General features: G+C 44.7%; 17 protein-coding genes. 10 read left to right on the forward strand and 7 right to left on the reverse strand.

The window, feature by feature from the left end; translation table 11 throughout:
- Nucleotides 1-237 precede the first annotated feature (237 nt).
- Nucleotides 238-720 (forward strand): GNAT family N-acetyltransferase, encoded by a 483-nt coding sequence (locus KUG37_RS12535; RefSeq protein WP_216937452.1) that lies wholly within the window; start codon nt 238-240, stop codon nt 718-720.
- Nucleotides 721-1,082: 362 nt separating this feature from the next.
- Here the strand turns inward: KUG37_RS12535 and KUG37_RS12540 are convergent, their stop codons facing one another.
- Nucleotides 1,083-2,108, reverse strand: coding sequence for a hypothetical protein (locus KUG37_RS12540; protein ID WP_216937454.1), 1,026 nt, complete (start codon nt 2,106-2,108; stop codon nt 1,083-1,085).
- 159 nt (nt 2,109-2,267) lie between these two features.
- Between KUG37_RS12540 and pheS the strand changes: the two genes are divergently transcribed.
- The 3 genes from pheS (at nt 2,268) to KUG37_RS12555 (ending at nt 6,100) form a co-directional block, all read left to right on the forward strand.
- Nucleotides 2,268-3,248 (forward strand): phenylalanine--tRNA ligase subunit alpha, encoded by a 981-nt coding sequence (gene pheS, locus KUG37_RS12545; protein WP_216937464.1) that lies wholly within the window; start codon nt 2,268-2,270, stop codon nt 3,246-3,248.
- Between the two features lie 177 nt (nt 3,249-3,425).
- The gene (gene pheT / locus KUG37_RS12550) at nt 3,426-5,807 is read left to right on the forward strand and encodes a phenylalanine--tRNA ligase subunit beta (RefSeq protein ID WP_216937467.1); all 2,382 of its coding nucleotides are present in this window, start codon (nt 3,426-3,428) and stop codon (nt 5,805-5,807) included.
- Nucleotides 5,804-6,100: an integration host factor subunit alpha gene (locus tag KUG37_RS12555; protein ID WP_004278269.1), complete on the forward strand. Its 297-nt coding sequence runs from the start codon at nt 5,804-5,806 to the stop codon at nt 6,098-6,100. The genes pheT and KUG37_RS12555 overlap by 4 nt, the downstream gene beginning before the upstream one ends.
- A gap of 98 nt (nt 6,101-6,198) precedes the next feature.
- On the opposite strand, the gene KUG37_RS12560 is transcribed toward KUG37_RS12555, so the two are convergent.
- From KUG37_RS12560 to trxA, 3 genes are all read right to left on the reverse strand, one after another.
- Nucleotides 6,199-6,498 (reverse strand): hypothetical protein, encoded by a 300-nt coding sequence (locus tag KUG37_RS12560; protein ID WP_216937468.1) that lies wholly within the window; start codon nt 6,496-6,498, stop codon nt 6,199-6,201.
- Between the two features lie 401 nt (nt 6,499-6,899).
- The gene (gene rho / locus KUG37_RS12565) at nt 6,900-8,168 is read right to left on the reverse strand and encodes a transcription termination factor Rho (protein ID WP_216937470.1); all 1,269 of its coding nucleotides are present in this window, start codon (nt 8,166-8,168) and stop codon (nt 6,900-6,902) included.
- Nucleotides 8,169-8,490: 322 nt separating this feature from the next.
- Entirely contained in the window at nt 8,491-8,817 is a 327-nt protein-coding gene (trxA, locus tag KUG37_RS12570) for a thioredoxin (protein ID WP_004278266.1), read from the reverse strand.
- A 270-nt stretch (nt 8,818-9,087) separates the two neighbouring features.
- Between trxA and ppx the strand changes: the two genes are divergently transcribed.
- The 5 genes from ppx to KUG37_RS12595 are packed head-to-tail and all read left to right on the forward strand — an operon-like array spanning nt 9,088 to nt 14,207.
- Complete coding sequence (gene ppx / locus KUG37_RS12575) at nt 9,088-10,608, forward strand: exopolyphosphatase (protein ID WP_216937472.1); 1,521 nt, start codon at nt 9,088-9,090, stop codon at nt 10,606-10,608.
- A 30-nt stretch (nt 10,609-10,638) separates the two neighbouring features.
- Nucleotides 10,639-11,463: an acetyl-CoA carboxylase carboxyltransferase subunit alpha gene (locus KUG37_RS12580; protein ID WP_216937481.1), complete on the forward strand. Its 825-nt coding sequence runs from the start codon at nt 10,639-10,641 to the stop codon at nt 11,461-11,463.
- Nucleotides 11,400-12,776, forward strand: a complete 1,377-nt coding sequence (gene tilS / locus KUG37_RS12585) for a tRNA lysidine(34) synthetase TilS (protein WP_216940494.1) — start codon at nt 11,400-11,402, stop codon at nt 12,774-12,776. The genes KUG37_RS12580 and tilS overlap by 64 nt, the downstream gene beginning before the upstream one ends.
- Nucleotides 12,773-13,618, forward strand: a complete 846-nt coding sequence (gene proC / locus KUG37_RS12590) for a pyrroline-5-carboxylate reductase (protein WP_216937493.1) — start codon at nt 12,773-12,775, stop codon at nt 13,616-13,618. The genes tilS and proC overlap by 4 nt, the downstream gene beginning before the upstream one ends.
- A gap of 19 nt (nt 13,619-13,637) precedes the next feature.
- Complete coding sequence (locus KUG37_RS12595) at nt 13,638-14,207, forward strand: YggT family protein (RefSeq protein ID WP_216937485.1); 570 nt, start codon at nt 13,638-13,640, stop codon at nt 14,205-14,207.
- A gap of 163 nt (nt 14,208-14,370) precedes the next feature.
- On the opposite strand, the gene polA is transcribed toward KUG37_RS12595, so the two are convergent.
- Nucleotides 14,371-17,133: a DNA polymerase I gene (gene polA / locus KUG37_RS12600; RefSeq protein ID WP_216937487.1), complete on the reverse strand. Its 2,763-nt coding sequence runs from the start codon at nt 17,131-17,133 to the stop codon at nt 14,371-14,373.
- 161 nt (nt 17,134-17,294) lie between these two features.
- Between polA and KUG37_RS12605 the strand changes: the two genes are divergently transcribed.
- A complete protein-coding gene (locus tag KUG37_RS12605; RefSeq protein WP_216940496.1) occupies nt 17,295-20,003 on the forward strand; it encodes a DUF2339 domain-containing protein in 2,709 nt (902 codons plus the stop codon).
- Nucleotides 20,004-20,098: 95 nt separating this feature from the next.
- Here KUG37_RS12605 and KUG37_RS12610 read toward each other — a convergent pair whose 3' ends face one another.
- Nucleotides 20,099-21,022: a mechanosensitive ion channel family protein gene (locus KUG37_RS12610; protein WP_216940498.1), complete on the reverse strand. Its 924-nt coding sequence runs from the start codon at nt 21,020-21,022 to the stop codon at nt 20,099-20,101.
- Between the two features lie 9 nt (nt 21,023-21,031).
- Complete coding sequence (locus tag KUG37_RS12615; RefSeq protein WP_216940506.1) at nt 21,032-21,811, reverse strand: hypothetical protein; 780 nt, start codon at nt 21,809-21,811, stop codon at nt 21,032-21,034.
- Nucleotides 21,812-21,826: the final 15 nt, after the last annotated feature.

Here is a 21,826-nt window from a genome sequence, read left to right on the forward strand (position 1 = left end):
CGGATGAATACATTTCAGAAATCACTGACCGTATAAATCATCGTCCAAGAAAAAGACTCGGCTTTAAAAGTCCGAGTCAGGTATTATGGCAACAACATGGTGTTGCACTTCAAATGCTAATCTAAGTGCTTAAATAAAAGCATTTATTTCAAATATTGTTTAAAAATCATTCTTGTAAATTTTAGCATTTTTAGTCATTCTTAAATTAAATAATCAAAAAACCAAGGCTTAAAAATAATGATTCGACTTGCCACTCAGCAGGATGTCATGCCTATTGCGACTGTACATGTGCAAAGCTGGCGTGAAAGCTATAAAAACATCATTAAACAAGAAATTTTAGATGCATTGTGTGTAGAACAAAGAGCCGCCTTGTGGCGTGCTGTTCTTGAAGGGGCAAATCGACAGGTATTTGTCTATGAAGAAAATGCTCAGGTGTTGGGCTTTGCTGCTTTCAATTTTCCGGTAGATGCACAAATCAGTGAATTGAGAGCACTTTATTTGCTTCAGAATATTCAAGGTCGCGGTATTGGGCGTGATTTGGTTCAATTGGGGTTGGAGTCAAGCCGTGAAAAGCAATATAACCATATGCAATGTATTGTACTCAATCTGAATTCCAGTCGTTATTTTTATGAAAAAATGGGTGCGTATTTCATTAGGGAGGAATGTGCAGATGATCTGGGCGAGAATCTTAAAGATTTATATTATCAGTGGGACATTTAATTTTTGAATACTCTGGCCAAGCTGGCTCAACGTAGAAAAATCTAAAACCTGGAAAAAGACGATGGAAAATGAATCAGCCTTTGCACTGTATGGCTGATTTATCCTTTTATCTCAATATCTTCACCGGTCAATCAAAAGAGCATTTCATTCAGCGATCAGCAAATAACAGCTTTGGCCTCATTCAGACAATACTGAAAGTTTCAGGCAGATGTTTGGCCTTAATTCCACAATAGGTTGGATGATCAAAACCTATCGCAAAAATCGTCAGCATTATTCCAAGTTGATTTGTGTTCCTGAGTGTCAAATATCCCCTGGATTCGGCTGGGTTCTGCCCAGGAAGTTCAAGCTTTTTTGGCAAAATGTTAAAGACCGAAATAGTAGCCAATCAGACAGATAATCACGGTAATCACAATTAAGGTCAGTACATTTGCAGAAGAACTGGCTTTACCCGGATCTTGAGGTTTTTCTGCTTTAGAAATTTTTGGTGAACGATCTTCGGTACTCATACCGACAAATGGGTCAGGTGCAACTTTAGGCGTTAGCTGTGCAGTCTTATAGTGGTTGGCGACTTTGCTGATGAATTTAGCACTTAAATCATCAATTTTTTGCGAAAAATGACGCAGATTTAATTGCTGCTCGGGGCTAAGTACTTCACCATTTGCATGATAGGGGTGCTGAATTTTAGCTTGAATAAAGTCGTTTAAGGCATCTAGGCGGTATAAGGTCTGGTGAGCATAATCCGCTGAATAGTCAGTTGGAATCAAGGCTAAATGACTTTCGCTGTCGGCCTGAATGGCAGGCATGGTGCCATAATAAGGCAGACTGGTATAAGCAGGTTCAGTAAAATCTTGAGCAAGGCTGTTTTCAAATAATTCATGATCGGTATAGGCCTGAATGTCATCCCAGTTCGGTGCTTCCAGATCTACATCGATGCGCTTGGCCAGTTTGGGATTTAACTCATAACACCAGAATGTTTCATGACGTAAAGGGGACTGTTGTGATTTAGGTGCTTCGTAATCATGGTCTGCGCTGTACCATTCAGGCAACTCTTTGCCGATGATCCAGGCAGTTTTAGTTTTGGGTCCATGACTGACAATAAAATGCGCCAGTGGCAATAGTTCGACATTGGCATTCGGGTTTTTTTCATCAACCAGTAAATCAGAGCGATGCAAGCTCAGTCGGCGTACACCTTGCTTTTTCAGGCCTTCCAGCCAGATCTGAAAATGCTGGGCCAGCAGATGTTGTGACATCAGATCCCGAAAAGCAAACTGATGCTGATTAAAAATGGAATGCTGAATCCAACGAGTGAAACTCAGGTTCTGAGTCAAATACTCATTGCCATAAGTGACGAGGGTCAGCTGCTGTTTCCAAATTTGATCGAGTGCCATAGTGATTTGATCTGATTGATATTGTGTTTATCTTATACTTTTTATATTTAATCATGCCAATCTAATTTTCCTTAAAACGTATCTTCATCAAAGTGTCTAAAAACTGTTAGAATGTGGGGTTTTTAAAATATTTTTTAACCTGTTGCTTTGAGAGTTACTATGTCACTGGAAGCCCTGACCACTGAAGCGCTCGCTGCGATTGCAGCAGCTCAAGACCTTGCTGCACTTGATCAAGTACGAGTGCAATTTACGGGGAAAAAAAGCCAGCTCGCGGAACAATCTAAGTCGCTTGGTAAAATGGAGCCTGAAGAACGTAAAGTCTTCGGCGCACAAATCCATGCTGTACGTGAAGCTATTACCGCTGCATTGACCTCACGTCAGGCAGAACTGCATAAAGCTGCCTTAGAACAAAAACTGGCAAGTGAAACCATTGATATTACTTTGCCAGGCCGTGGCCAACAGGTGGGCAGTATCCATCCAGTGACCCAGGTGCAAGAGCGTATTTGCCAGTTCTTTACCAAGGCAGGTTTTACGGTTGCAACAGGTCCTGAAGTTGAAGATGATTATCACAACTTTGAAGCACTGAACATTCCGGGTCATCACCCGGCACGTGCCATGCACGATACTTTCTATTTTGATGTAAACCATTTGCTGCGTACGCATACGTCTGGTGTACAGATTCGTACTATGGAAACGCAACAGCCGCCGATTCAGATTGTGTGTCCAGGCCGGGTTTACCGTTGTGATTCGGATCAGACCCATTCGCCGATGTTCCATCAGATTGAAGGTTTATACGTGGCTGAAAATACCAGCTTCGCAGAACTGAAAGGTTTATTGATTAACCTGCTGAACGAATTCTTCGAAAAAGATTTGAAAGTACGCTTCCGTCCCTCATATTTCCCATTCACAGAGCCAAGTGCAGAAGTGGATATTATGGATGACCGTGGTCGCTGGTTAGAAGTGTTAGGTTGCGGTATGGTGCATCCAAATGTGCTGCAGGCTGCGGGCATTGATCCTGAAAAATACAAAGGCTTTGCTTTTGGTCTAGGTGTTGAACGTTTTGCGATGCTTCGTTACGGTGTGAACGACTTACGTATGTTCTTCCAAAATGATGTGCGTTTCTTACGCCAGTTTGCTTAAAACTTTTTTATAAACCCTCTCCCTAAACTTAGGTTAGGGGAAAATCGATTATTTTTAGATTTTTAAAATCCCCCTAAATCCCCCTTTGCAAAAGGGGGACTTACCCGAAACAAATAAACGTGTGGGTATTTCCCTCTTTTATAAAGAGGGGTTGGGGGAGATTCAGGAAATGAATGTATGAAAATTAGCGAAAATTGGTTACGCACATGGGTCAACCCTGCCATCGATAGCGAAAAACTTTCTGATCAACTGACCATGTTGGGTCTAGAAGTCGATGACTTATCTCCTGCAGCAAAAGCATTTACCGGTGTTGTCGTGGGTGAAGTGCTGACTGTTGAGCAACATCCTGATGCAGACCGTTTACGTGTGACCACTGTTGATATCGGTTCAGGTGAGCCCCTGCAAATTGTATGTGGTGCGCCAAACGTACGTGTCGGCATGAAAGCACCTGTTGCGACCATCGGCGCAGTATTGCCGGGTGATTTCAAAATCAAGAAAGGCAAGCTACGTGGTGTCGAATCACAAGGTATGCTTTGCGGCGCTTCAGAAATCGATTTAGAGGATAAAATCGACGGTCTGTTAGAGCTTCCTGCAGATGCACCAGTCGGGATGAATATTCGTGAATATCTGGATCTTGATGACAATGTGATTGACATCAGCATTACACCGAACCGTGGTGACTGTTTCAGTGTTCGCGGGATCGCGCGTGAGATTGGTGTGATTAACCAGCTTCCGGTGACTGCGCCTGAAATTAAAGAAGTGGCAGCAACGATTGCTGTTGAAAAACAAGTTGTAGTTACCACTGAAGGATGTCCACGTTACCTGGGTCGTGTCATCAAGAATGTGAATACCAAGGCCGCGACTCCGGTATGGATGGAACGCGCGCTAGCACGCTCAGGCATCCGTCAGCACAGTATTCTGGTCGATATTACCAACTATGTCTTGATGGAACTGGGTCAACCACTGCATGCATTTGATGCTGGTAAGGTGCAAGGTTCTGTGCATGTTCGTCAAGCCATTGCGGGTGAAAAACTGGTGCTTTTAAACGAGCAAGAAGTTGAGCTGCAAGATAATGTGATGGTCATTGCAGATGATGAAAAAGCATTGGCCATTGCGGGTATTATGGGTAGTTTGTCTTCAGCAGTCAGCGATGCAACCACTGAAATTTTCCTGGAATCAGCATTCTTCGCACCCCTACATATTGCCGGTCGTGCACGTAGCTTTGGTTTACACACGGATGCTTCTCAGCGTTATGAACGTGGCGTTGATTTTGAATTACCATTGATCGCCATGCACCGCGCATCACAATTGATTGCAGAGCTTGCGGGCGGTGAATTCGGACCAATTACGGTTGCTGAAAATGCAGCGCTACTACCAACACGTGACGCAATTGAACTAGATCAAATTCAAGTCGATCAACTGCTAGGCTATAGCGTTGACTCAGCTTTTATTACCGATTCCTTAACCCGTCTGGGTTGTGACGTGACTGTTAAAGCAGAAGGCGAATGGTCAGTGGTACCACCGTCACATCGTTATGATATGGTGATCTACCAGGATCTGATTGAAGAAGTCGCGCGTATTCACGGCTATGATAATATTCAGATCAGCTTGCCTGTGATTGATGTAAAGCTGGCGAAATACCAAGATCAATTCGAATTGGGGCAATTACGTCAAACTGCGGTAACTTTAGGTTACCAAGAGGCGATCAGCTTCAGCTTCGCAGACCTGAAACTTGAAAAGCAGCTTAATTCCAATGTGAATCCATTAGCATTAGCCAATCCAATTTCAAGTGATTTGGCAGTGATGCGTTCAACCTTGCTGTCTAGCCTGATTCCTTGTGTGCAGTACAATGTCAACCGTCAGCAAAGCCGTGTACGCTTCTTTGAGCTGGGTCTGCGTTTTGACTATCAAGAAGCTCGCAGCATCCATGATTTAAAACAGATTCCAACCTTTGCACTGATTGCCACAGGATCACGTCACGCTGAATCTTGGCATGCGAAACCCGCTGCAATGGACTTCTTTGACTTTAAGGGCGATGTAGAGGAAATTCTGGCCGCTGGTCGTGTCAAAGTGGAATATGTGCGTTCAGAACGTAGCTGGTTGCATCCAGGGCAGTCCGCAGAAATTCTCGTGAATGGTCAATCAATTGGTTACTTGGGGCGCTTACATCCTTCACTTGAAGACGAACTTGATCTGACAATTACATGGGTAGCAGAATTAGATCAATCGGCTGTTTTGCAAACTTATGTATCTAATTTTACAGAATTATCACGTTTTCCATCGGTTCGACGTGATATTGCGCTTTTAATTAGTGATAAGATTAATGTTAGCGAAATTCAGGGACTTATCGAAAAAACTGGCGGAGAGCTTTTAGACTCAACTTGGTTGTTCGATGTGTACACTGGACAAGGAGTAGAAGAAGGGAAACGCTCACTGGCATTTGCACTTCTCTGGCAGCATCCAAGCCGTACACTGGAAGATGCTGAAATTAAATCAGGTATGGATAATATCCTTCAAGTGTTGGAAAACACTTACCAAGCGACATTGAGGGCTTCATGACAGCACTAACTAAAGCAGAAATGGCTGATCATTTAAGTGAGCTCACGAGTTTAAACCGTCGTGAAGCAAAACAAATGGTCGAGTTGTTTTTCGATGAGATTAGCCAGGCGCTAATCTCAGGCGAACAAGTAAAACTTTCGGGGTTTGGTAACTTCGAGTTGCGTGATAAGCGTCAACGTCCAGGCCGTAATCCTAAAACGGGTGAAGAAATTCCGATTTCTGCACGTCGTGTGGTAACTTTCCGCGCGGGACAGAAGTTCCGTCAACGTGTGGGGAATGAGCAGGTCAACTGATCTGCTTGTTAAAATTCCAATATTTTAAATATTTTAATATTTAAAATAAAAAAAGAGAGCCAATGGCTCTCTTTTTTTGTACTAAATAATCTAAAAGATTATTGAGCAGTAGCTTCAGAAGCAGCAGTAGCGTTAGCAGCAGCGTCAACTGCAACAGCAGCAGCAGCATCAGCTTCAGCAACAGCAGCATTAGAAGCAGCAACTTCAGAAGCAGCAACTTCAGAAGTAGCTTCTACAGCAGCAGCGTCAGCAGCAGCTTCAGCTTCAGAAGCAGCTTCTACAGCTTCAGAAGCAGCTTGGTTAGCGTCAGCAGCAGCGTCGTCAGCTTTTTTAGCACAACCAACGAAAGCTAGAGTAGTAGCAACTGCAGCAGCAATAGCGATTTTTTTGAATAACATGGCATCACTCTCTAAAAATTGAGATTAAAAAAAACCTAAGTTAGTCTGTTAAGTGCTTTTATTGTTCCTAATTGTGTCAGGGACTAACAACGCAGGAGCAGTCTAACTGGTCTGCAAATATGCTATCACTGCGCCTTTTTAATTGCTACTAGCAAGACTCAAAAAAGTACTGAAAAATGTTAAAAAATAAGAAGTTTTTAACAGAAAATAACAATGGATTGAAACATTTAGATTGGAGAAAGGCTTGGTAAGTTTTTAAAAGTTATACAATTTTTAATCTGATTATTTTATTAATCAAAAACTTAAAAATAAGTTTACATAAAACAGGCTTGATTGTTTCATTGTGTAATTTATGTCAACTAAAAAAAGGCCACCGCTTAGGTGACCTTTCAATTGAAGTTTTAATTTGAAGCTTTACGTTTCATCTGATCAAAGAAATCATCATTGGTTTTGGTTTCTTTCATGCGATCCAGTAAGAATTCCATTGCCGCCAATTCATCTTGAGTATGCAGTAGCTTACGCAGAATCCAGACCTTACGCAGATTATCTTCTGACATCAGGCGTTCTTCACGGCGAGTACCAGATTTCTTGATGTTCATTGCAGGGAAGACACGTTTTTCAGCAATACGGCGATCAAGGGTAATTTCCTGGTTACCTGTACCTTTGAATTCTTCGTAAATCACTTCATCCATTTTACTGCCGGTATCAATCAGTGCAGTAGAAATGATCGTCAATGAACCACCTTCTTCAATATTACGTGCAGCACCGAAGAAACGTTTTGGACGCTCTAAAGCATGCGCATCTAAACCACCCGTCAGTACCTTGCCAGATGAAGGAATCACGGTGTTATAAGCACGTGCCAAACGGGTAATCGAGTCAAGCAGAATTACAACGTCCTTTTTGTGTTCAACCAGACGTTTTGCTTTTTCAATGACCATTTCGGCTACTTGGACATGCCGTGCAGGCGATTCATCAAAGGTTGATGCGACCACTTCACCACGAACCGTACGTTCCATCTCAGTCACTTCCTCTGGACGTTCATCAATAAGAAGAACGATCAGAATAGCTTCAGGATTATTACGAACGATAGATTGCGCAATGCTTTGCAGCAACATGGTTTTACCCGCTTTTGGCGGAGCAACAATGATAGAACGCTGGCCTTTACCAATCGGTGCCACTAAATCAATAACACGTGTGGTCAAATCTTCAGTGGTACCATTACCCAGTTCCAGGATGAACTGTTCAGTCGGGAACAATGGGGTCAGGTTTTCGAACAAGATTTTGTTACGTGAGTTTTCAGGCGTATCGTAGTTAATTTGGTTGACTTTAAGTAAGGCAAAATAACGCTCGCCTTCTTTTGGTGGACGAATGGTGCCGGTAATGGTGTCGCCAGTACGTAGGTTAAAACGACGAATTTGAGAAGGGCTGACATAGATATCGTCAGGGCCTGCTAAATAAGAACCTGCGGCTGAGCGTAAAAAGCCAAAACCATCTGACAGGATTTCTAGAACGCCATCACCAAAAATCTCTTCGCCATTCATTGCATGACGTTTTAATATGGCAAAAATAATGTCTTGCTTACGGTTACGAGCCATACCTTCAAGGCCCATAAACTCGGCAATCTTGATGAGTTCGCCAATCGGTTTTTTCTTGAGTTCGGTTAAATTCATAGGAGGTCAGATAGAATCAAAGTTCTGAGGTACAGGTTAGAAAGGGAGTAACATTCGGCCGCATACAAGCATTCAAACGAAAGCAATTGAATTTGCAAAAGAACAATTCAGAGATCTGTTTGAGTGTTTCAAAGAAAAATGTGAAAAACAATTTCTATTGCCGAGCGGCATCTTATGTAATGTGTCTTGTAAGAAATTGACAGGATTTAGGATCCTTTATCTCTTGAGTAGCAAATATAAGAGAAAATGTCGGCTTTGTCAATTTATAGTCGAAAAAAATACGCAACCGTTGGTCGCGTATTTTTTACTAAAAATGCTGAGCTTAGATATTGTCATCAATAAACGCAGTCAGTTTAGACTTTGGTGCAGCACCGACTTGAGTCGCAACAACTTCACCATTTTTAAACATCAACAAAGCCGGGATGTTACGGATGTTGAAGTTCACGGCAGTTTGCTCGCAAGAAGTTACGTCAACTTTCACGATTTTTACTTTGCCCTGGTATTCATCAGCAAGCACTTCTAGTACGGGTGCAATTGCTTTACATGGTGCACACCAGCCCGCCCAGAAGTCGACCAGTACAGGAACGTCTGATTGAAGAACGTCTGCTTCGAAGTTTGCGTCAGTAGTGTTTACGATGTTGCCAGACATGGAATGTGCTCCAGATTAATATTTTAAAGATAACTAATTATTAGTATTACATAGCCATCTTTAACAATGTAGGGGAATCTGTAAATTTTCCATGCTTAATGTTATCTTGTCTAATGGATGATCACGATAGTGATGATCGTGTCTTACTATTGTTCCCGATTGTTCCCGATATAAAAAAGAATAAGGCATCAAATTGTCGTTACAAATGGCTTTTAAATTGCATGCATGTGAATTACTCTAAGCACAATTCGTTAAAGGTTTATTTCTGGAATGTCTGACTTTTTGATTGATGAAGAATTACTTGCCGCCATCGATATGGGATCAAATAGCTTTCATTTGGCCATCGCTCGTGTAGATCATGGCGAAGTTAAAAAAGTGGCATCAATGTCAGAAAAAGTTCAGCTTGCCGCAGGACTAGACGAGAATAAAAATTTAACCGAAGCTGCACAGCAGCGTGGTTTGGCCTGTCTGGCACGTTTTGTCGGACGTTTAGGTGCAGTTCAGCCAAACCGCTTACGGATTGTGGCGACGAATGCGTTGCGTCAGGCTAAAAATGGCCAGGAGTTTATCCAGAAAGCCGCAGAAATTTTACCGAAACCGATTGAAATTATTGCGGGTCGTGAAGAAGCCCGCCTGATTTATCTGGGTGTATCGCATACCATGGCCAATAGTGGCCGTCGTCTGGTGGTTGACATCGGTGGCGGTTCGACTGAGCTGATTATTGGTGAAGAGTTCGAGCCGATCCATACTGAATCTGTACAAATGGGCTGTGTCGCCTTTACCAAGGCTTATTTTCAGGAGGGTGAAATCAGTGCCAAAGCTTTTGATAAAGCGGTCACTGCGGCGCGTAAAGAAATCTCCGGAATTGCCAATACCTATAAATCTGCCGGTTGGGATGCTGTCGTCGGATCGAGTGGTACTATTAAAGCCTGCCGCCAGATTTGCATCAATATGGGCTGGAGCAATGATCGCGAACAGTTGACGCGTGAAGGTCTGGAAAAGCTCAAAGACAAACTGCTTAAATATAAATATGTCTCGGATATGGAGTTCGAAGGTCTGAAAGATGACCGCCGTGCGGTATTGCCAGCCGGAATTGCCATTCTCTATGCCGTCTTTGATGTGTTGGGCATTGATCATCTAGTCTATTCCGATGGTGCGCTACGTGAGGGTGTGATGTATGACCTGCTTGGCCGTTTCAAGCATGAAGATATCCGTGATCGTTCCGTACATGCCCTGATTGGTCGTTATAATGCCGATGCTAAACAGGCCGAACGTGTAGTGCAGACTGCACAAAAACTGTTTGATGATGTGGCAAGTGAACTTGGTCTGAGTATTGAAGACAGTGACCTGTTACGTCGTGCGGCCTACCTGCATGAGATTGGCTTGGCGATCAGTCATAGTGGCTATCATCGTCATGGTGCTTATTTATTGCAACATTCGGATATTGCCGGTTTCTCGCAAGTCGATCAAAATCATTTGTCACATTTGGTCGCGCATCATCGTCGTAAATTGCGCGTTGATGCCAAGCATGATGTGATGAAAGTCGGTGGATCTAAACTTTTATGGTTATGTTTGCTGCTTCGTCTGTCGGTTTTGGTCAATCACAGTCGTAGCGATGAGATGCTTCCTGCCATTGAACTCAAGGTCAAGAATGCGCAACAATGGCAGCTCAGCGTATCTGGTGATGCCAAACAATGGCCATTGCTGGTTGCTGAACTGCATGATGAACAGCAGCAATTTAAAAATTGGGATATTGAACTCTCGATTCAATCCGAACAGTTTGTTAATTAATACCTTTATAGGGAAGAAAACGGTTAACCTATGAAAAATAAAGCGACTCCATCAAAAGCATGGGCGACAGTGCAGATTGCGCGTCATCCAGAACGTCCACAATTCCTGGACTATGTGGGTGAAATATTCACTGAATTTGATGCTTTACATGGTGACCGCCTATATGGTGATGATGGTGCGATGATCGGTGGTCTGGCTCGTTTTGATGGTCAACCGGTGATGATCGTCGGTCAGCATCGTGGTCGTAGTACCCGTGAAAAATTACAGCATAATTTTGGCATGAGTAACCCGGAAGGTTATCGTAAGGCACAGCGTCTGTTAGACATGGCTGAACGGTTCAACCTGCCAGTCTTTACCTTTATTGATACCATGGGAGCTTACCCGGGTGTTGGTGCAGAAGAGCGTGGCCAGGCAGAAGCGATTGCTACCAGTCTGGCCCAGCTGTCCAACCTGAAAGTGCCGGTGATTGCAACGGTACTGGGTGAAGGCGGTTCAGGTGGTGCACTCGGTATTGGTGTGGCAGACCGTGTGATCATGCTGTCTCACAGTATTTATTCGGTCATTTCACCAGAAGGCTGTGCATCCATTTTATGGAAAACTGCTGAAAAAGCCGAACAGGCCAGTGAAGCCTTGGCATTGACTGCAGATAAATTGAAGAAAATGGGTATTGTGGAATATGTGGTGGATGAAGGTGAGGGTGCTCATTTAAATCCGGATCAGGTCATGAACAGCTTGAAAGCAGTGCTGAAAGAAGCTTTGAATGAACTGCAACCAATGGAAGCGCAAGCACGATGCGAAGCACGTTACCAGCGTTTGATGAAGTTTGGCAGCGACAATTTAGGTCTGGTTTCTTAAAACGGCTACAGGATTTTCCTGCAGCGACAAAATTTCTCATCGGATGCAGTGGCGGCGTAGATTCTATGCTGCTTCTACATCTGATGTTTTTTTTATGCCCGGAAAAAGTTCGGGCAATCTATGTTGATCATCAGTTGCAAGCCATCAGTGTGGATTGGGGCAAGTTCGTTGCGCATCAATGTCAGCAACTGAACATTCCCTGTATCATCCAGCCCGTACGAGTCGCTAGCGGCAACTTGGAACAGCAAGCGCGTCATTCACGTTATCAGGCCTATTTGCAACATTTGCAAGCAGATGAAGTTCTGGTGCTGGCGCATCATCAACAGGATCAGGCGGAAACCCTGATGCTGCGTCTATTGTCTGGTGCCGGTGTGGATGGTTTGGCGGCCATGAAACAGGTGGATGTACGTGAAAATCTCACGATTTGGCGGCCACTGCTGGATATTTCCCGTGAGCAAATTTGCCAATGGGCATCGAATCTGAATGTTCAGAATATTGAAGACCCGACCAATGACGATACGCATTATGATCGGGCCTGGGCTCGCCAGACGCTGTGGCCGGTATTAAACGAACGTTATCCTAAAATGCAAGCCGCTCTGGTGCGAACCAGTGAGCTGATGCAAGATGCTCAAGATATTTTACAGGACGTGCTGCAACAGGATTTAGCGTTTTGTGGAACTGAAGTGCAGCTCGATCTCAGTAAACTTCTACAGCTTTCAAAATCCAGACAACGTCAATTACTCTCTGTCTGGATGAAAGGCAAAGGACAGTATCGTCCATCTTTAGCGATGGTAGAATGTGTGCAACGCGAAGTGATTGATGCCAAACAAGATGCTCAGGCGGCTCTACATTGGCAAGGCTTTTACTATGTGCGATATCAACAGCAATTATACCGTTTGCTCGCAGAGAACTATTTGGCCGAGCAGCAACAGGTTCAAACTAGTCCGAAAATTTTAAAATTGAGTTTAAAAGACAGCGTACAGGTTCTGTCAGGGAAATTTATCATCCAGTCTGCACAGATAGGTTTATCCGCAGCATTATTGCAGCAACCTTTACATTTGCAGCAACGTCAGGGCGGCGAAAAAATTCATTTATATGGCCGTGTCGGTGCCTGGCCACTAAAAAAAGCCATTCAGGAAGCGCAAATATTTCCCTGGACTCGGCATACTATTCAAATATTAAGCACAGATAATGTTATGCTAGGCGTGTTTACCCCTAAAGGATTTTGGCTGGCCCAATCTGCATATTGTGAAGCAGGGGGATGGCTGCCGATTTCGGTTTCTTCAACTTTAGAACTCAACGACGAGCATTGAACATGAGTGCAGCTTTAAATTGTAATATCAGTTTTATTGGTGGCGGTAATATGGCCCAAGCCTTAATTGGTGGCCTGATTTCGCGTGGTTTGCCAGCAACACGTATTACAGTTTCTGATCCGGTCGAAAAAGTCCGTGCCTTGCTCGCAGAAAAAGAAATCAATGTGACCGGGGATAATAGTGCTGCAATTCAGGATGCTGATATCGTGGTATTTGCGGTGAAACCTCAGGTTTTGGCTCAAGTGCTGCTACCTTTAAAAGGTCTGGTCAGTGATAAACTGATTATTTCCATTGTTGCCGGTGCGGAAATTTCTACATTATCAGCATTGCTGGGAACAGAGCGTATTGTGCGGGTCATGCCGAATACACCAGCCTTGGTACAGACCGGAGCACATGGTTTATATGCTCATAAATATGTAGAAAATAGTGACCGCGAGCTGGCAAGTCAGGTTCTGGCATCGACCGGACTGACTATTTGGGTCGACTCAGAAGCACAAATTGATGCGGTCACTGCAGTATCGGGTTCGGGGCCTGCTTACTTTTTCTATCTGATGGAAAGCATGATTCGTGCGGGTAAGAATTTAGGTCTGGATGAAAAAGTTGCGACTGCATTGACTTTGCAGACCGCTTTAGGCGCGGCGCAAATGGCGATTACCAGCTCGAATACGCCGGCTGAGTTACGTAAAAATGTGACCTCTCCAAATGGAACTACACAGGCTGCACTTGAAGTTTTTGATCGCGCCCAGATTTCTCAAAATATTCAGGCGGCGCTTGCCGCTGCACAAAAACGCAGTCAAGAACTGGCACAAGAGCTCAGTGAAAGCAGCAAATCTTCAGTTTAATTTTTAGGAACGTTCAAGTATGGGTGCAAATTCTGCGCTAATTTTTGGCATTATCATTAACGTCGCGATTTTGCTCGTATTCTTCCGATTTTTAATGCAACTGGCAGCGGTCAGTCCTTACAATCCTGTGGTTCTTTCTACCGTGAAAGCCACTAAAATTGTAGATGTATTTGGTCGAATTTTCCCAACTTTGGCCAAAGGTCGTGTCAATACTGCTGCTTTGGCTTTATTGGTGGTGCTGTATTTGCTGAAAATTTTCGGCATGATGTATCTGTCGGGTGGCATGCCGAATGGTCCTGTGCATTTACTCATTCTGACCTTTGTCACCATGATGCAGGATTTGATCCGTTTCTGTCGTTACTTGATTTTCGCTACCATTATTTTAAGCTGGGTGGTGATGTTTACCCAATCCCGTTCGCCTTATATTGAAGTAGTTCAAGAACTTGCCGAGCCATTGCTGGCACCTTTCCGCCGGATTATGCCAAATATGGGAATGATTGACCTTTCTCCGATTCTGGCGATTCTGGCATTGATTGTGATTGAAATGATTATGAACCAAGTGGCGATTGCATTGTTAACTGGTTTTTAATCTGAATAAAAAGAAAAGGACGCTGAGGCGTCCTTTTTTATTTTGTAAATTCCCTCTCCTGAAAGGAGAGGGTGAGGGAGAGGGATATAAATTAAAATCACCTCCATCCCCTTGCGGAATATATTCCTCACCTCCTATAAGGAGGAAGGGGCTTAAAGGCGCATTAATGCGCCTCATCCCAGTTTTTACCTTTACCGACTTCCACCACCAAAGGTACAGAAATCTGTAATACAGATTGCATCACTTCAGCCAGTTTTGGTGCCAGCTCATCTGCAATGTCCTCATCCACTTCAAAGACCAATTCATCGTGGACTTGCAACAGCATTTTGGCCTGATCTTTCGGTAACATCTTGTCGACTTCAATCATCGCCATTTTAATGATATCTGCTGCAGAACCTTGTAGTGGAGCATTAATCGCAGCACGTTCTGCTGCTTTACGCACCATCATATTACGGGCATCAATTTCTGGTGTGTATAAACGACGACCGAGCAAGGTCTCAACAAAACCTTGTTCTAATGCCACCTGACGGGTACGTTGCATATAGTCATAAATGCCCGGATAGCGGTGGAAATACTGCTTGATGTAATCCTGTGATTCCTGACGGGTAAAGCCCAGCTGACGGATCAGACCAAACTCAGACATACCATAAAGTAGTCCGAAGTTAACTGCCTTGGCCTGACGGCGCTGGTCATTGGTGACATCTTCCAGGGCAATGCCCAAAACTTCAGCTGCAGTACGGCGGTGTACATCCTGACCGTGAATGAATGCATCCAGCAGGGCTTCATCCTGAGATAGGTGGGCCATGAGGCGCAACTCAATTTGTGAGTAATCGGCTGCCAGCAAGACACGGCCTTTCGGCGCAATAAAGGCCTTGCGGATTTGACGACCAATTTCGGCGCGAATTGGAATATTCTGCAAATTTGGATCAGTCGAAGACAAGCGACCGGTCGCGGTGAGGGCCTGATGATAGCTGGTATGCACCCGATGTGAATCAGGATTGGCCTGTTTGCACAGTCCATCGGTATAGGTGCTTTTTAGCTTGGACAAGCCACGATATTCCAGAATGAGCTGGGCAATCGGATGTTCAATTTTTTCCAGCACACTTTCGCTAGTACTGTATTGTCCGGTAGTGGTTTTTTTGCCACCCTTTAAGCCGAGCTTTTCAAACAGCACTTCACCGACCTGTTTAGGCGAACTGACATTGAAGCTTTCACCAGCAATTTCCATAATCTGGTTTTCCAGATCTTGCATGGTAGTGGCAAACTCACCCCCAAGCTGGTCCAGAAAAGCCAGATCCAGCTCGATGCCATTTTCTTCCATTTCGGTCAGCACCCGTGCTACCGGAACTTCGATATTATGCAGAATATTGACCAGTTCCGGATGCACCTGTAGTTTCGCACTCAGTACTTCATACAGGCGATAGGTGACATGGGCATCTTCTGCGGCATAATGTGCAGCAGTTTCAAGCGGAATCTGGTTGAAGGTTTTCTGTTTGGCACCTTTACCGGCAACCTGTTCATAAGTTGTGGTCAGATGGCTTAAATACAAACGGGCGACATCATCCATGCCATGACGAGTGGCCACAGAATTCAGCACATATGACGCCAGCATGGTATCAAAATACCAGCCTGCCAGATGAATGCCATGATTTTCAAGAACATGTGCATCATATTTCAGGTGATGACCAATTTTCTGTACGCTGTCATCTTCCAGAATCGGTTTGATCTGCGCCAGAATCACTTCGCGATTCAGCTGTTCCGGTGCACCTTCATAATCATGTGCCAAAGGAACATAATAGGCATCCTGAGCATCGAAGGCGACCGAGAAACCGACAATCTGCGCAATACGATAATCCAGACTGGTCGTTTCGGTATCAAAGGCAAAACGTTTTTCGGTACTTAAACGCTCAAACAGCTTGTCCCAGTCCTGCTGGCTTAATACCGTATGATAGGTCGCTTGCCCTAGCTGATCATCACTACTGGTCACAGAAGCATGATCTTCTGTAGTTTCTGGCATAGTTGCCGGTTTGGCGGTAATCGACTTTGCCGCCTGTTTATAATTTGAATTATTCGGGTTGTTTGGATGATCTAAGGATTGTAGCTGATTACGGAATTCCAGCTCGGTGTACAAATGACGTAAGGTTTCGACATTCGGCTCACCCAGTTTTAAATCGTCATAACCAAAGTTAAGATCCAGGTCAATGACAATGCTGGCCAACTGATGATCTAGTACAATGCCTTCAACATGATCTTTAATATTTTGACCAACTTTACCTTTGATCTTGTCAACGTTTTCTAAAATTCCGCCAATCGAGCCGTATTCGTTAAGCAGTTTTGCTGCAGTTTTGGCACCTACACCTGGTACACCCATAATGCCATCTGAGGCATCACCCATCAGGGTCAGGTAATCAATCATCTGATTCGGCCATACGCCAAACTTTTCAAACACGCCATCGACATCCAGCGGTTTTTCTTTAAAGCTGTCTTCCAGGGTGACTTTTTCGGTCACCAGTTGTGCCATATCTTTATCGCCAGTGGAGATCAGCACCTGATGTCCCATTGCTTCAGCACGTTTCGCTAAAGTTCCGATAATGTCATCGGCTTCGGCACCCGGCAAGGTATGCAAGGGAATACCCAAGGCACGGATCAAGGCATGCAGATAAGGAATCTGTTCAGATAATTCCGTTGGCATGCTGGGGCGGTCACCTTTATAAATTGGTGAAAGCTCATGCCGGAAAGTGGGTTCTGGGGTATCGAAAATCACCGCCATATGGGTCGGTTGGGTACGACGCATCAGTTTTTGAATAGCGGAAATCGCACCACGAATTGCATTGGTATGTAAACCGGTTGACGTGGTTAATGGTGGCAGTGCGTGAAAGGCACGAAATAAAAAGTAAGAGCCATCGACCAAGACAAATGGTGGCATGTAATCAATTCCTTATTCAAAATACAGCGCTATTGTACGTGATTTTTACTGCGCTCGCTGAGGCGAGTCTGAGTTTACAGCTTAGCGAATATCGGCTGAGGATGAAATAAGCAGCACAAGCTGTTGTATGATGGAATGATTCAGGAAAGAGAAATATAAGAATGGCTGCAGGACGGAATGAGTTACGCATGATCTGGCTGATTACTCTGCTGATTGCCGGGATCAGTGCCTGGTATCTGGGTTATCAGATTGTGACTTATCTGTGTGGTTTGGGTTTTATATTTAGCGTGATGCAATATGTTAGCGCAGTAGAAGCACCGCTGAATCAATTGGTCACACAGCAGCAGATGTCCTTGGAGCATAATTCTAAAGTCCCTTTATATATTTCCTCAATCACTGCCATTGTTGGCGGACTGGCTGAACTTGACTGGCTTATGGGAGTCGGGATTACCGCCTGGGTGTTCTTTTTACTCAGGTGGCTGCAGCGTCTGGAAAGACGCTTGATACAGTTGCAATCGCAATCTCATTCTGCTGATCCATCCCCCTCGACACCAGCGACCTGGTCTGATGCTGCCCCTTTGACTTCTCAACAGGCCCTAAATTCTCAGTCCACGCCTAATCTCATAGATCAAGTTCAGCGCTGGATATTTCAAGGAAATCCGGTACTCAAAGTTGCGATTGGTATTTTGGTCATCGGTATTATTCTGTTATTACGCTTCGCGACGGAACACTGGCAAATTAGTCTGGCGATGAAACTGGGACTAATTGCGCTAGCAAGTATGAGTGTCGCCGGTCTGGGTTATTGGCTGATTGAGAAAAACCGCAGTTTTGCTTTGGCCTTAGAAGGTTTGGGTTTAGGAGCACTGTTCCTGACCTTATTCTTTGCCTATTACAATCTGGTCATTCCAACGTTGCCGCTAGCCGCTTTGCTATTCGTTATCATTTTGGCAGTGACGCTGTATTTAAGTCTGAAACAGGAAAGTATCGAACTGGCCTTGATGGCTTTGCTCATTGCTTATCTGGCGCCTTTTACCTTGCCGACCCGCGATGCTTCTGCTGTTGAACTGATTAGCTATTATCTGCTGATCAATATCGGGGTGGCAGTGCTGAGCAGCTTTCGCCCCTGGAAAGTTCTCAACCAGATTGCTTTTCTGGTCACGACCATTGTCGGCGGAGTGTATAGCCTGATTCATGGTTATACCTATGAACGTTATGCCATGACTGCGCTGATTCTGGCGCATAGTGCACTATTTATCTGGTTGGGGTTTCGTTTTAGCCAGTTGCTGGCGCGACAGGATCTTTCCGGGTTTCAGCTAAAACCGGTACTAGACTTGGCCTTGATTTTTGCCGCCCCAATCACTGCTTATATCTTCCTGTATCTGATTTATTTTAATCAGCCCGATCAAAAACTCTGGCAAGCCGGTCTAAGTTTGTTATTTGCCGCAGTATTTGCTATTTGCTGGATACTGCTACGCCGTAAGCAAGCCATTCAGATCATTTCACAAAGTTATCTCAGCTTGATGCTGATTTTCCTGGCACTGGTACCTCCGATTTTATTGACAGAGCAATGGAGTGTGGTCGGCTGGGCAGTGGAAGGCGTCTTAATTTATTTGTGGGCCTTGGAAAAAAATATTCGGGTGGCGCATTATTTAAGCATGGGATTATTGCTGATGGCCGGATTCAGCAGCCTGTATTATCTGGTCGAGATCAACCCAACACCGCGGATGATTTTCTGGATTTTGAGTCTGTGTTATGTGGCAGTCGTGGTAATCAGTCAGTTAAAACAACAATACCAGCAGCAACTGGATAGTCTGAGTGTCAGTTTTTTAAGCAGTTTAAGTGTCGCCGCCAGTTTAATGCTATTTGCCTTGCTGGAAGATGAATTTTCGAGTCAGCATGCCTATGTGCTGAGCTTATTTGTTATCACACTGGGCTATGTGCTGTTGAATGAAATAATTCTGCGCAAAAATCAGGAATGGTCCTGGTTACTGCCGAAGTGGAGTGGTATCTCACCCTTGATGGTCATTGCAGTGATTCTGACGCTGGATCGTAGTCAAAATGCTGTGATTGTCTGGAATAGTGATCTGGAACGTGGGATTTTTGCTCTTACGGCGATGCTATTAGCTATTTTATGGCTCAGACCGCTGGCTGGCTTGCAGCTATCCAAAGAATGGATGAGTTTAGGTGTTTTTAGCAGTCTGGCTTTGGCAAGTCTATGCTTGATTCCACATATGCCTTATTTGAGTATGGTGATCTTGCCTTTATTGTTTTGCCTGTGGTGTTACCGTCAGGCTCCACAATCAGGCTGGCAGCAGCTTTGGCAAACCAAGAGTTGTTTATTGCTGATGGCAACTTGGCTGGTATGTTCACAGCTGTTTAGCCAGCAAGCATTTCAGTATTACTGGCTGCCGATATTCAATCCTTTTGACCTGATCAGTATTGCCATGTTTGCCAGTTTTATCTGGATGCTGTTGCAACAAATCAAGGTTGGCCGTGATAAGGGCATGATGGCAGTTTTGATGGTGCTGAGCCTGTTATGGCTTTCCAGCTATATTGTGTTAAGAGCTTTACATGTGTACCTGCAGACGCCATTTAATGATCTGGAACTATGGAGTAATGCTACGGTTCAGCTCAGTCTGACCATACTCTGGGTATTACTCGCCTGGATCACCATGTGGACGGCAACCTTAAAAAACCTGAAACCAATGTGGATCTTGGGCGGTAGTATTCTGGTGATTGTGACCTTGAAGCTAGTACTATTTGACCTGTCACATATTGGCACCTTGACGCGGGTGATTTCATTCTTGCTGGCTGGCGGCGTGATGCTGCTGATTGCTTACATTGCTCCCATGCCGGAGAAGGAGCATTGAATCCTCTCCCTAACCCTCTCCTTTAAAAAAGGAGAGGGAACATTCTTCACTGATGCAGGTTTTTGGTTTCGATGTTGCTCTCACCTAAAGTCAATTTATTTTAAATCTGGCTCGCGCTTTAGTGCCTTGTCATTGGCATATTGATCGATCTCTTCATTTTCTAGAGAGCGGGAAAGTGGATGGTCGACAAAGCCCATTTTTGGTACCGGAATCTCAATCTGGTTATCGACAAAGCCGTTTCGAATCCGCTCCTGCATTTCATCACGTACTTTCAGGTAGTTTTCCTGCTGGCACCACACCGCAAAGAGCAGCTCAATCGAAGATTCACGGAAAGCGGTAACGGTTACTGCCGGTTTCGGGTCGGCCAGTACCAACGGATACTTGTTGGCAACGTCCAGCAGCACTTCACGCACTTTAATAATGTCTTCGTGGAAATTGATTGCCAGAGTAATCGGAATACGCCGTATCGGGAATTTCGACAGGTTCTGCACCGGTGCCCGAATCAGCTGTTCATTCGGCAAACGCACATAGATATTATCCTGAGTGAGCAGTTTGACTGAAAGCAGGTCAATCGAAATCACTTCGCCTTCAATGGTATGTCCGCGGATCAAGGTCAGCTGGATAGTATCGCCAACTTCAAAGGAACCCTCACCAATCAGGAAAAGCCCACTGATCAGGTTGGATGCAGAGGTTTGTGAGGCAAAACCCAGTGCTACGGTTAGAATCCCGGCAGCCCCAAGGAAGACACTGAGTTTAAAACCGGCTTCTTTCAGGCTGGCCATTACAAACAGCAGGAAAATAAAATAGAAAATTCCGCGGCGCCAGACCAGTTGCTGATGGGCATTAAAACGTACGCCAATGGTGCGAATAAAGGTATTGGAAATAAAGCGCGCGATCAGGAAACCAATAAAACACAGCACTACTGCGACCAGAACTTCAGTCAAACGGTCTGTGTTGATATTGGTAAATACTCCCTTCAGGCTGTTGGTGACTTCGGTCGGAATATTTGAACTTGGCATCAGACGCCCTTAGAAAAATGAATCAAACATATTAAATAATGCGCCTGCCGGATCACGCGGCGGATGCAGATAGGCGACTTCGCCGGCATTTGGGGGTGTGCGATTTTCCACCCGAATGCGTGGTGGGCGGTCCGAACTTTCATGCAAGACCCGGATTTGTGAGGTCCATAAGCGGCCGGTACTTTCACTGTAAAATAAAGGCAGGGCCGGTACTGGAACATTCATCCGGTCAAAACGTAATTGCTGGTTACTGGTATTGTGGAACTCAATCGGTGTGACTGCACGAAAAGCTCGTGGATGTAATTGTTTCAGTTCAGTTCTGCCATCGACTGCAGTGGCGTAGCAGATTTCTCCCGAGCGGTGATTGGGTCCAAACCAGGTATCCTTGGGCAGGATGACCGGCAGATCAAAAATCGGTTCGCGTTGACCCTCAATAAAACCGGCAATCCATAAAGGCGTACTGATATAAAGCGTACCGCGTTGTCCGGCAGGAATATAAATCGGATCGACCGGTTTGATCACCACTGACCGGTTCGCGAGGCGAGGCATCAGTTGCAATTTATTTTGTGTGGATTTGAACATATAGCGTTCAATATTCACCGGTGGTGGAAAGGCAAAATTCGGATCATCAATCTGATGCCATTGCTGCTCATAATCGTATTGCACGACAGGACGATAGTATTCCAGCCGCCATTCCTGAATTCCTCGGGTCAGACGAAATAGCAAGGAGCCCAACTGCCAGGCTTTGGATTGATTTATTTCAAACTTCTGCTCTCCCCACCAGCGCATTTTTGCTGTATTCGG

The sequence above is a fragment of the Acinetobacter sp. BY419 genome, assembly GCF_019038395.1.
Classification (GTDB): Bacteria; Pseudomonadota; Gammaproteobacteria; order Pseudomonadales; family Moraxellaceae; genus Acinetobacter.

What these genes read in the sequence shown, in the direction of transcription:
- KUG37_RS12615 (WP_216940506.1), bottom strand. Translation starts at nt 21,811, where the DNA reads ATGCGCTGGTGGGGAGAGCAGAAGTTTGAAATAAATCAATCCAAAGCC.
- KUG37_RS12560 (WP_216937468.1), bottom strand. Translation starts at nt 6,498, where the DNA reads ATGTTATTCAAAAAAATCGCTATTGCTGCTGCAGTTGCTACTACTCTA.
- KUG37_RS12580 (WP_216937481.1), top strand. Translation starts at nt 10,639, where the DNA reads ATGAAAAATAAAGCGACTCCATCAAAAGCATGGGCGACAGTGCAGATT.
- rho (WP_216937470.1), bottom strand. Translation starts at nt 8,168, where the DNA reads ATGAATTTAACCGAACTCAAGAAAAAACCGATTGGCGAACTCATCAAG.
- KUG37_RS12540 (WP_216937454.1), bottom strand. Translation starts at nt 2,108, where the DNA reads ATGGCACTCGATCAAATTTGGAAACAGCAGCTGACCCTCGTCACTTAT.
- tilS (WP_216940494.1), top strand. Translation starts at nt 11,400, where the DNA reads ATGCGAAGCACGTTACCAGCGTTTGATGAAGTTTGGCAGCGACAATTT.
- pheT (WP_216937467.1), top strand. Translation starts at nt 3,426, where the DNA reads ATGAAAATTAGCGAAAATTGGTTACGCACATGGGTCAACCCTGCCATC.
- KUG37_RS12610 (WP_216940498.1), bottom strand. Translation starts at nt 21,022, where the DNA reads ATGCCAAGTTCAAATATTCCGACCGAAGTCACCAACAGCCTGAAGGGA.
- KUG37_RS12595 (WP_216937485.1), top strand. Translation starts at nt 13,638, where the DNA reads ATGGGTGCAAATTCTGCGCTAATTTTTGGCATTATCATTAACGTCGCG.
- KUG37_RS12535 (WP_216937452.1), top strand. Translation starts at nt 238, where the DNA reads ATGATTCGACTTGCCACTCAGCAGGATGTCATGCCTATTGCGACTGTA.
- ppx (WP_216937472.1), top strand. Translation starts at nt 9,088, where the DNA reads ATGTCTGACTTTTTGATTGATGAAGAATTACTTGCCGCCATCGATATG.
- trxA (WP_004278266.1), bottom strand. Translation starts at nt 8,817, where the DNA reads ATGTCTGGCAACATCGTAAACACTACTGACGCAAACTTCGAAGCAGAC.
- KUG37_RS12605 (WP_216940496.1), top strand. Translation starts at nt 17,295, where the DNA reads ATGGCTGCAGGACGGAATGAGTTACGCATGATCTGGCTGATTACTCTG.
- pheS (WP_216937464.1), top strand. Translation starts at nt 2,268, where the DNA reads ATGTCACTGGAAGCCCTGACCACTGAAGCGCTCGCTGCGATTGCAGCA.
- polA (WP_216937487.1), bottom strand. Translation starts at nt 17,133, where the DNA reads ATGCCACCATTTGTCTTGGTCGATGGCTCTTACTTTTTATTTCGTGCC.
- KUG37_RS12555 (WP_004278269.1), top strand. Translation starts at nt 5,804, where the DNA reads ATGACAGCACTAACTAAAGCAGAAATGGCTGATCATTTAAGTGAGCTC.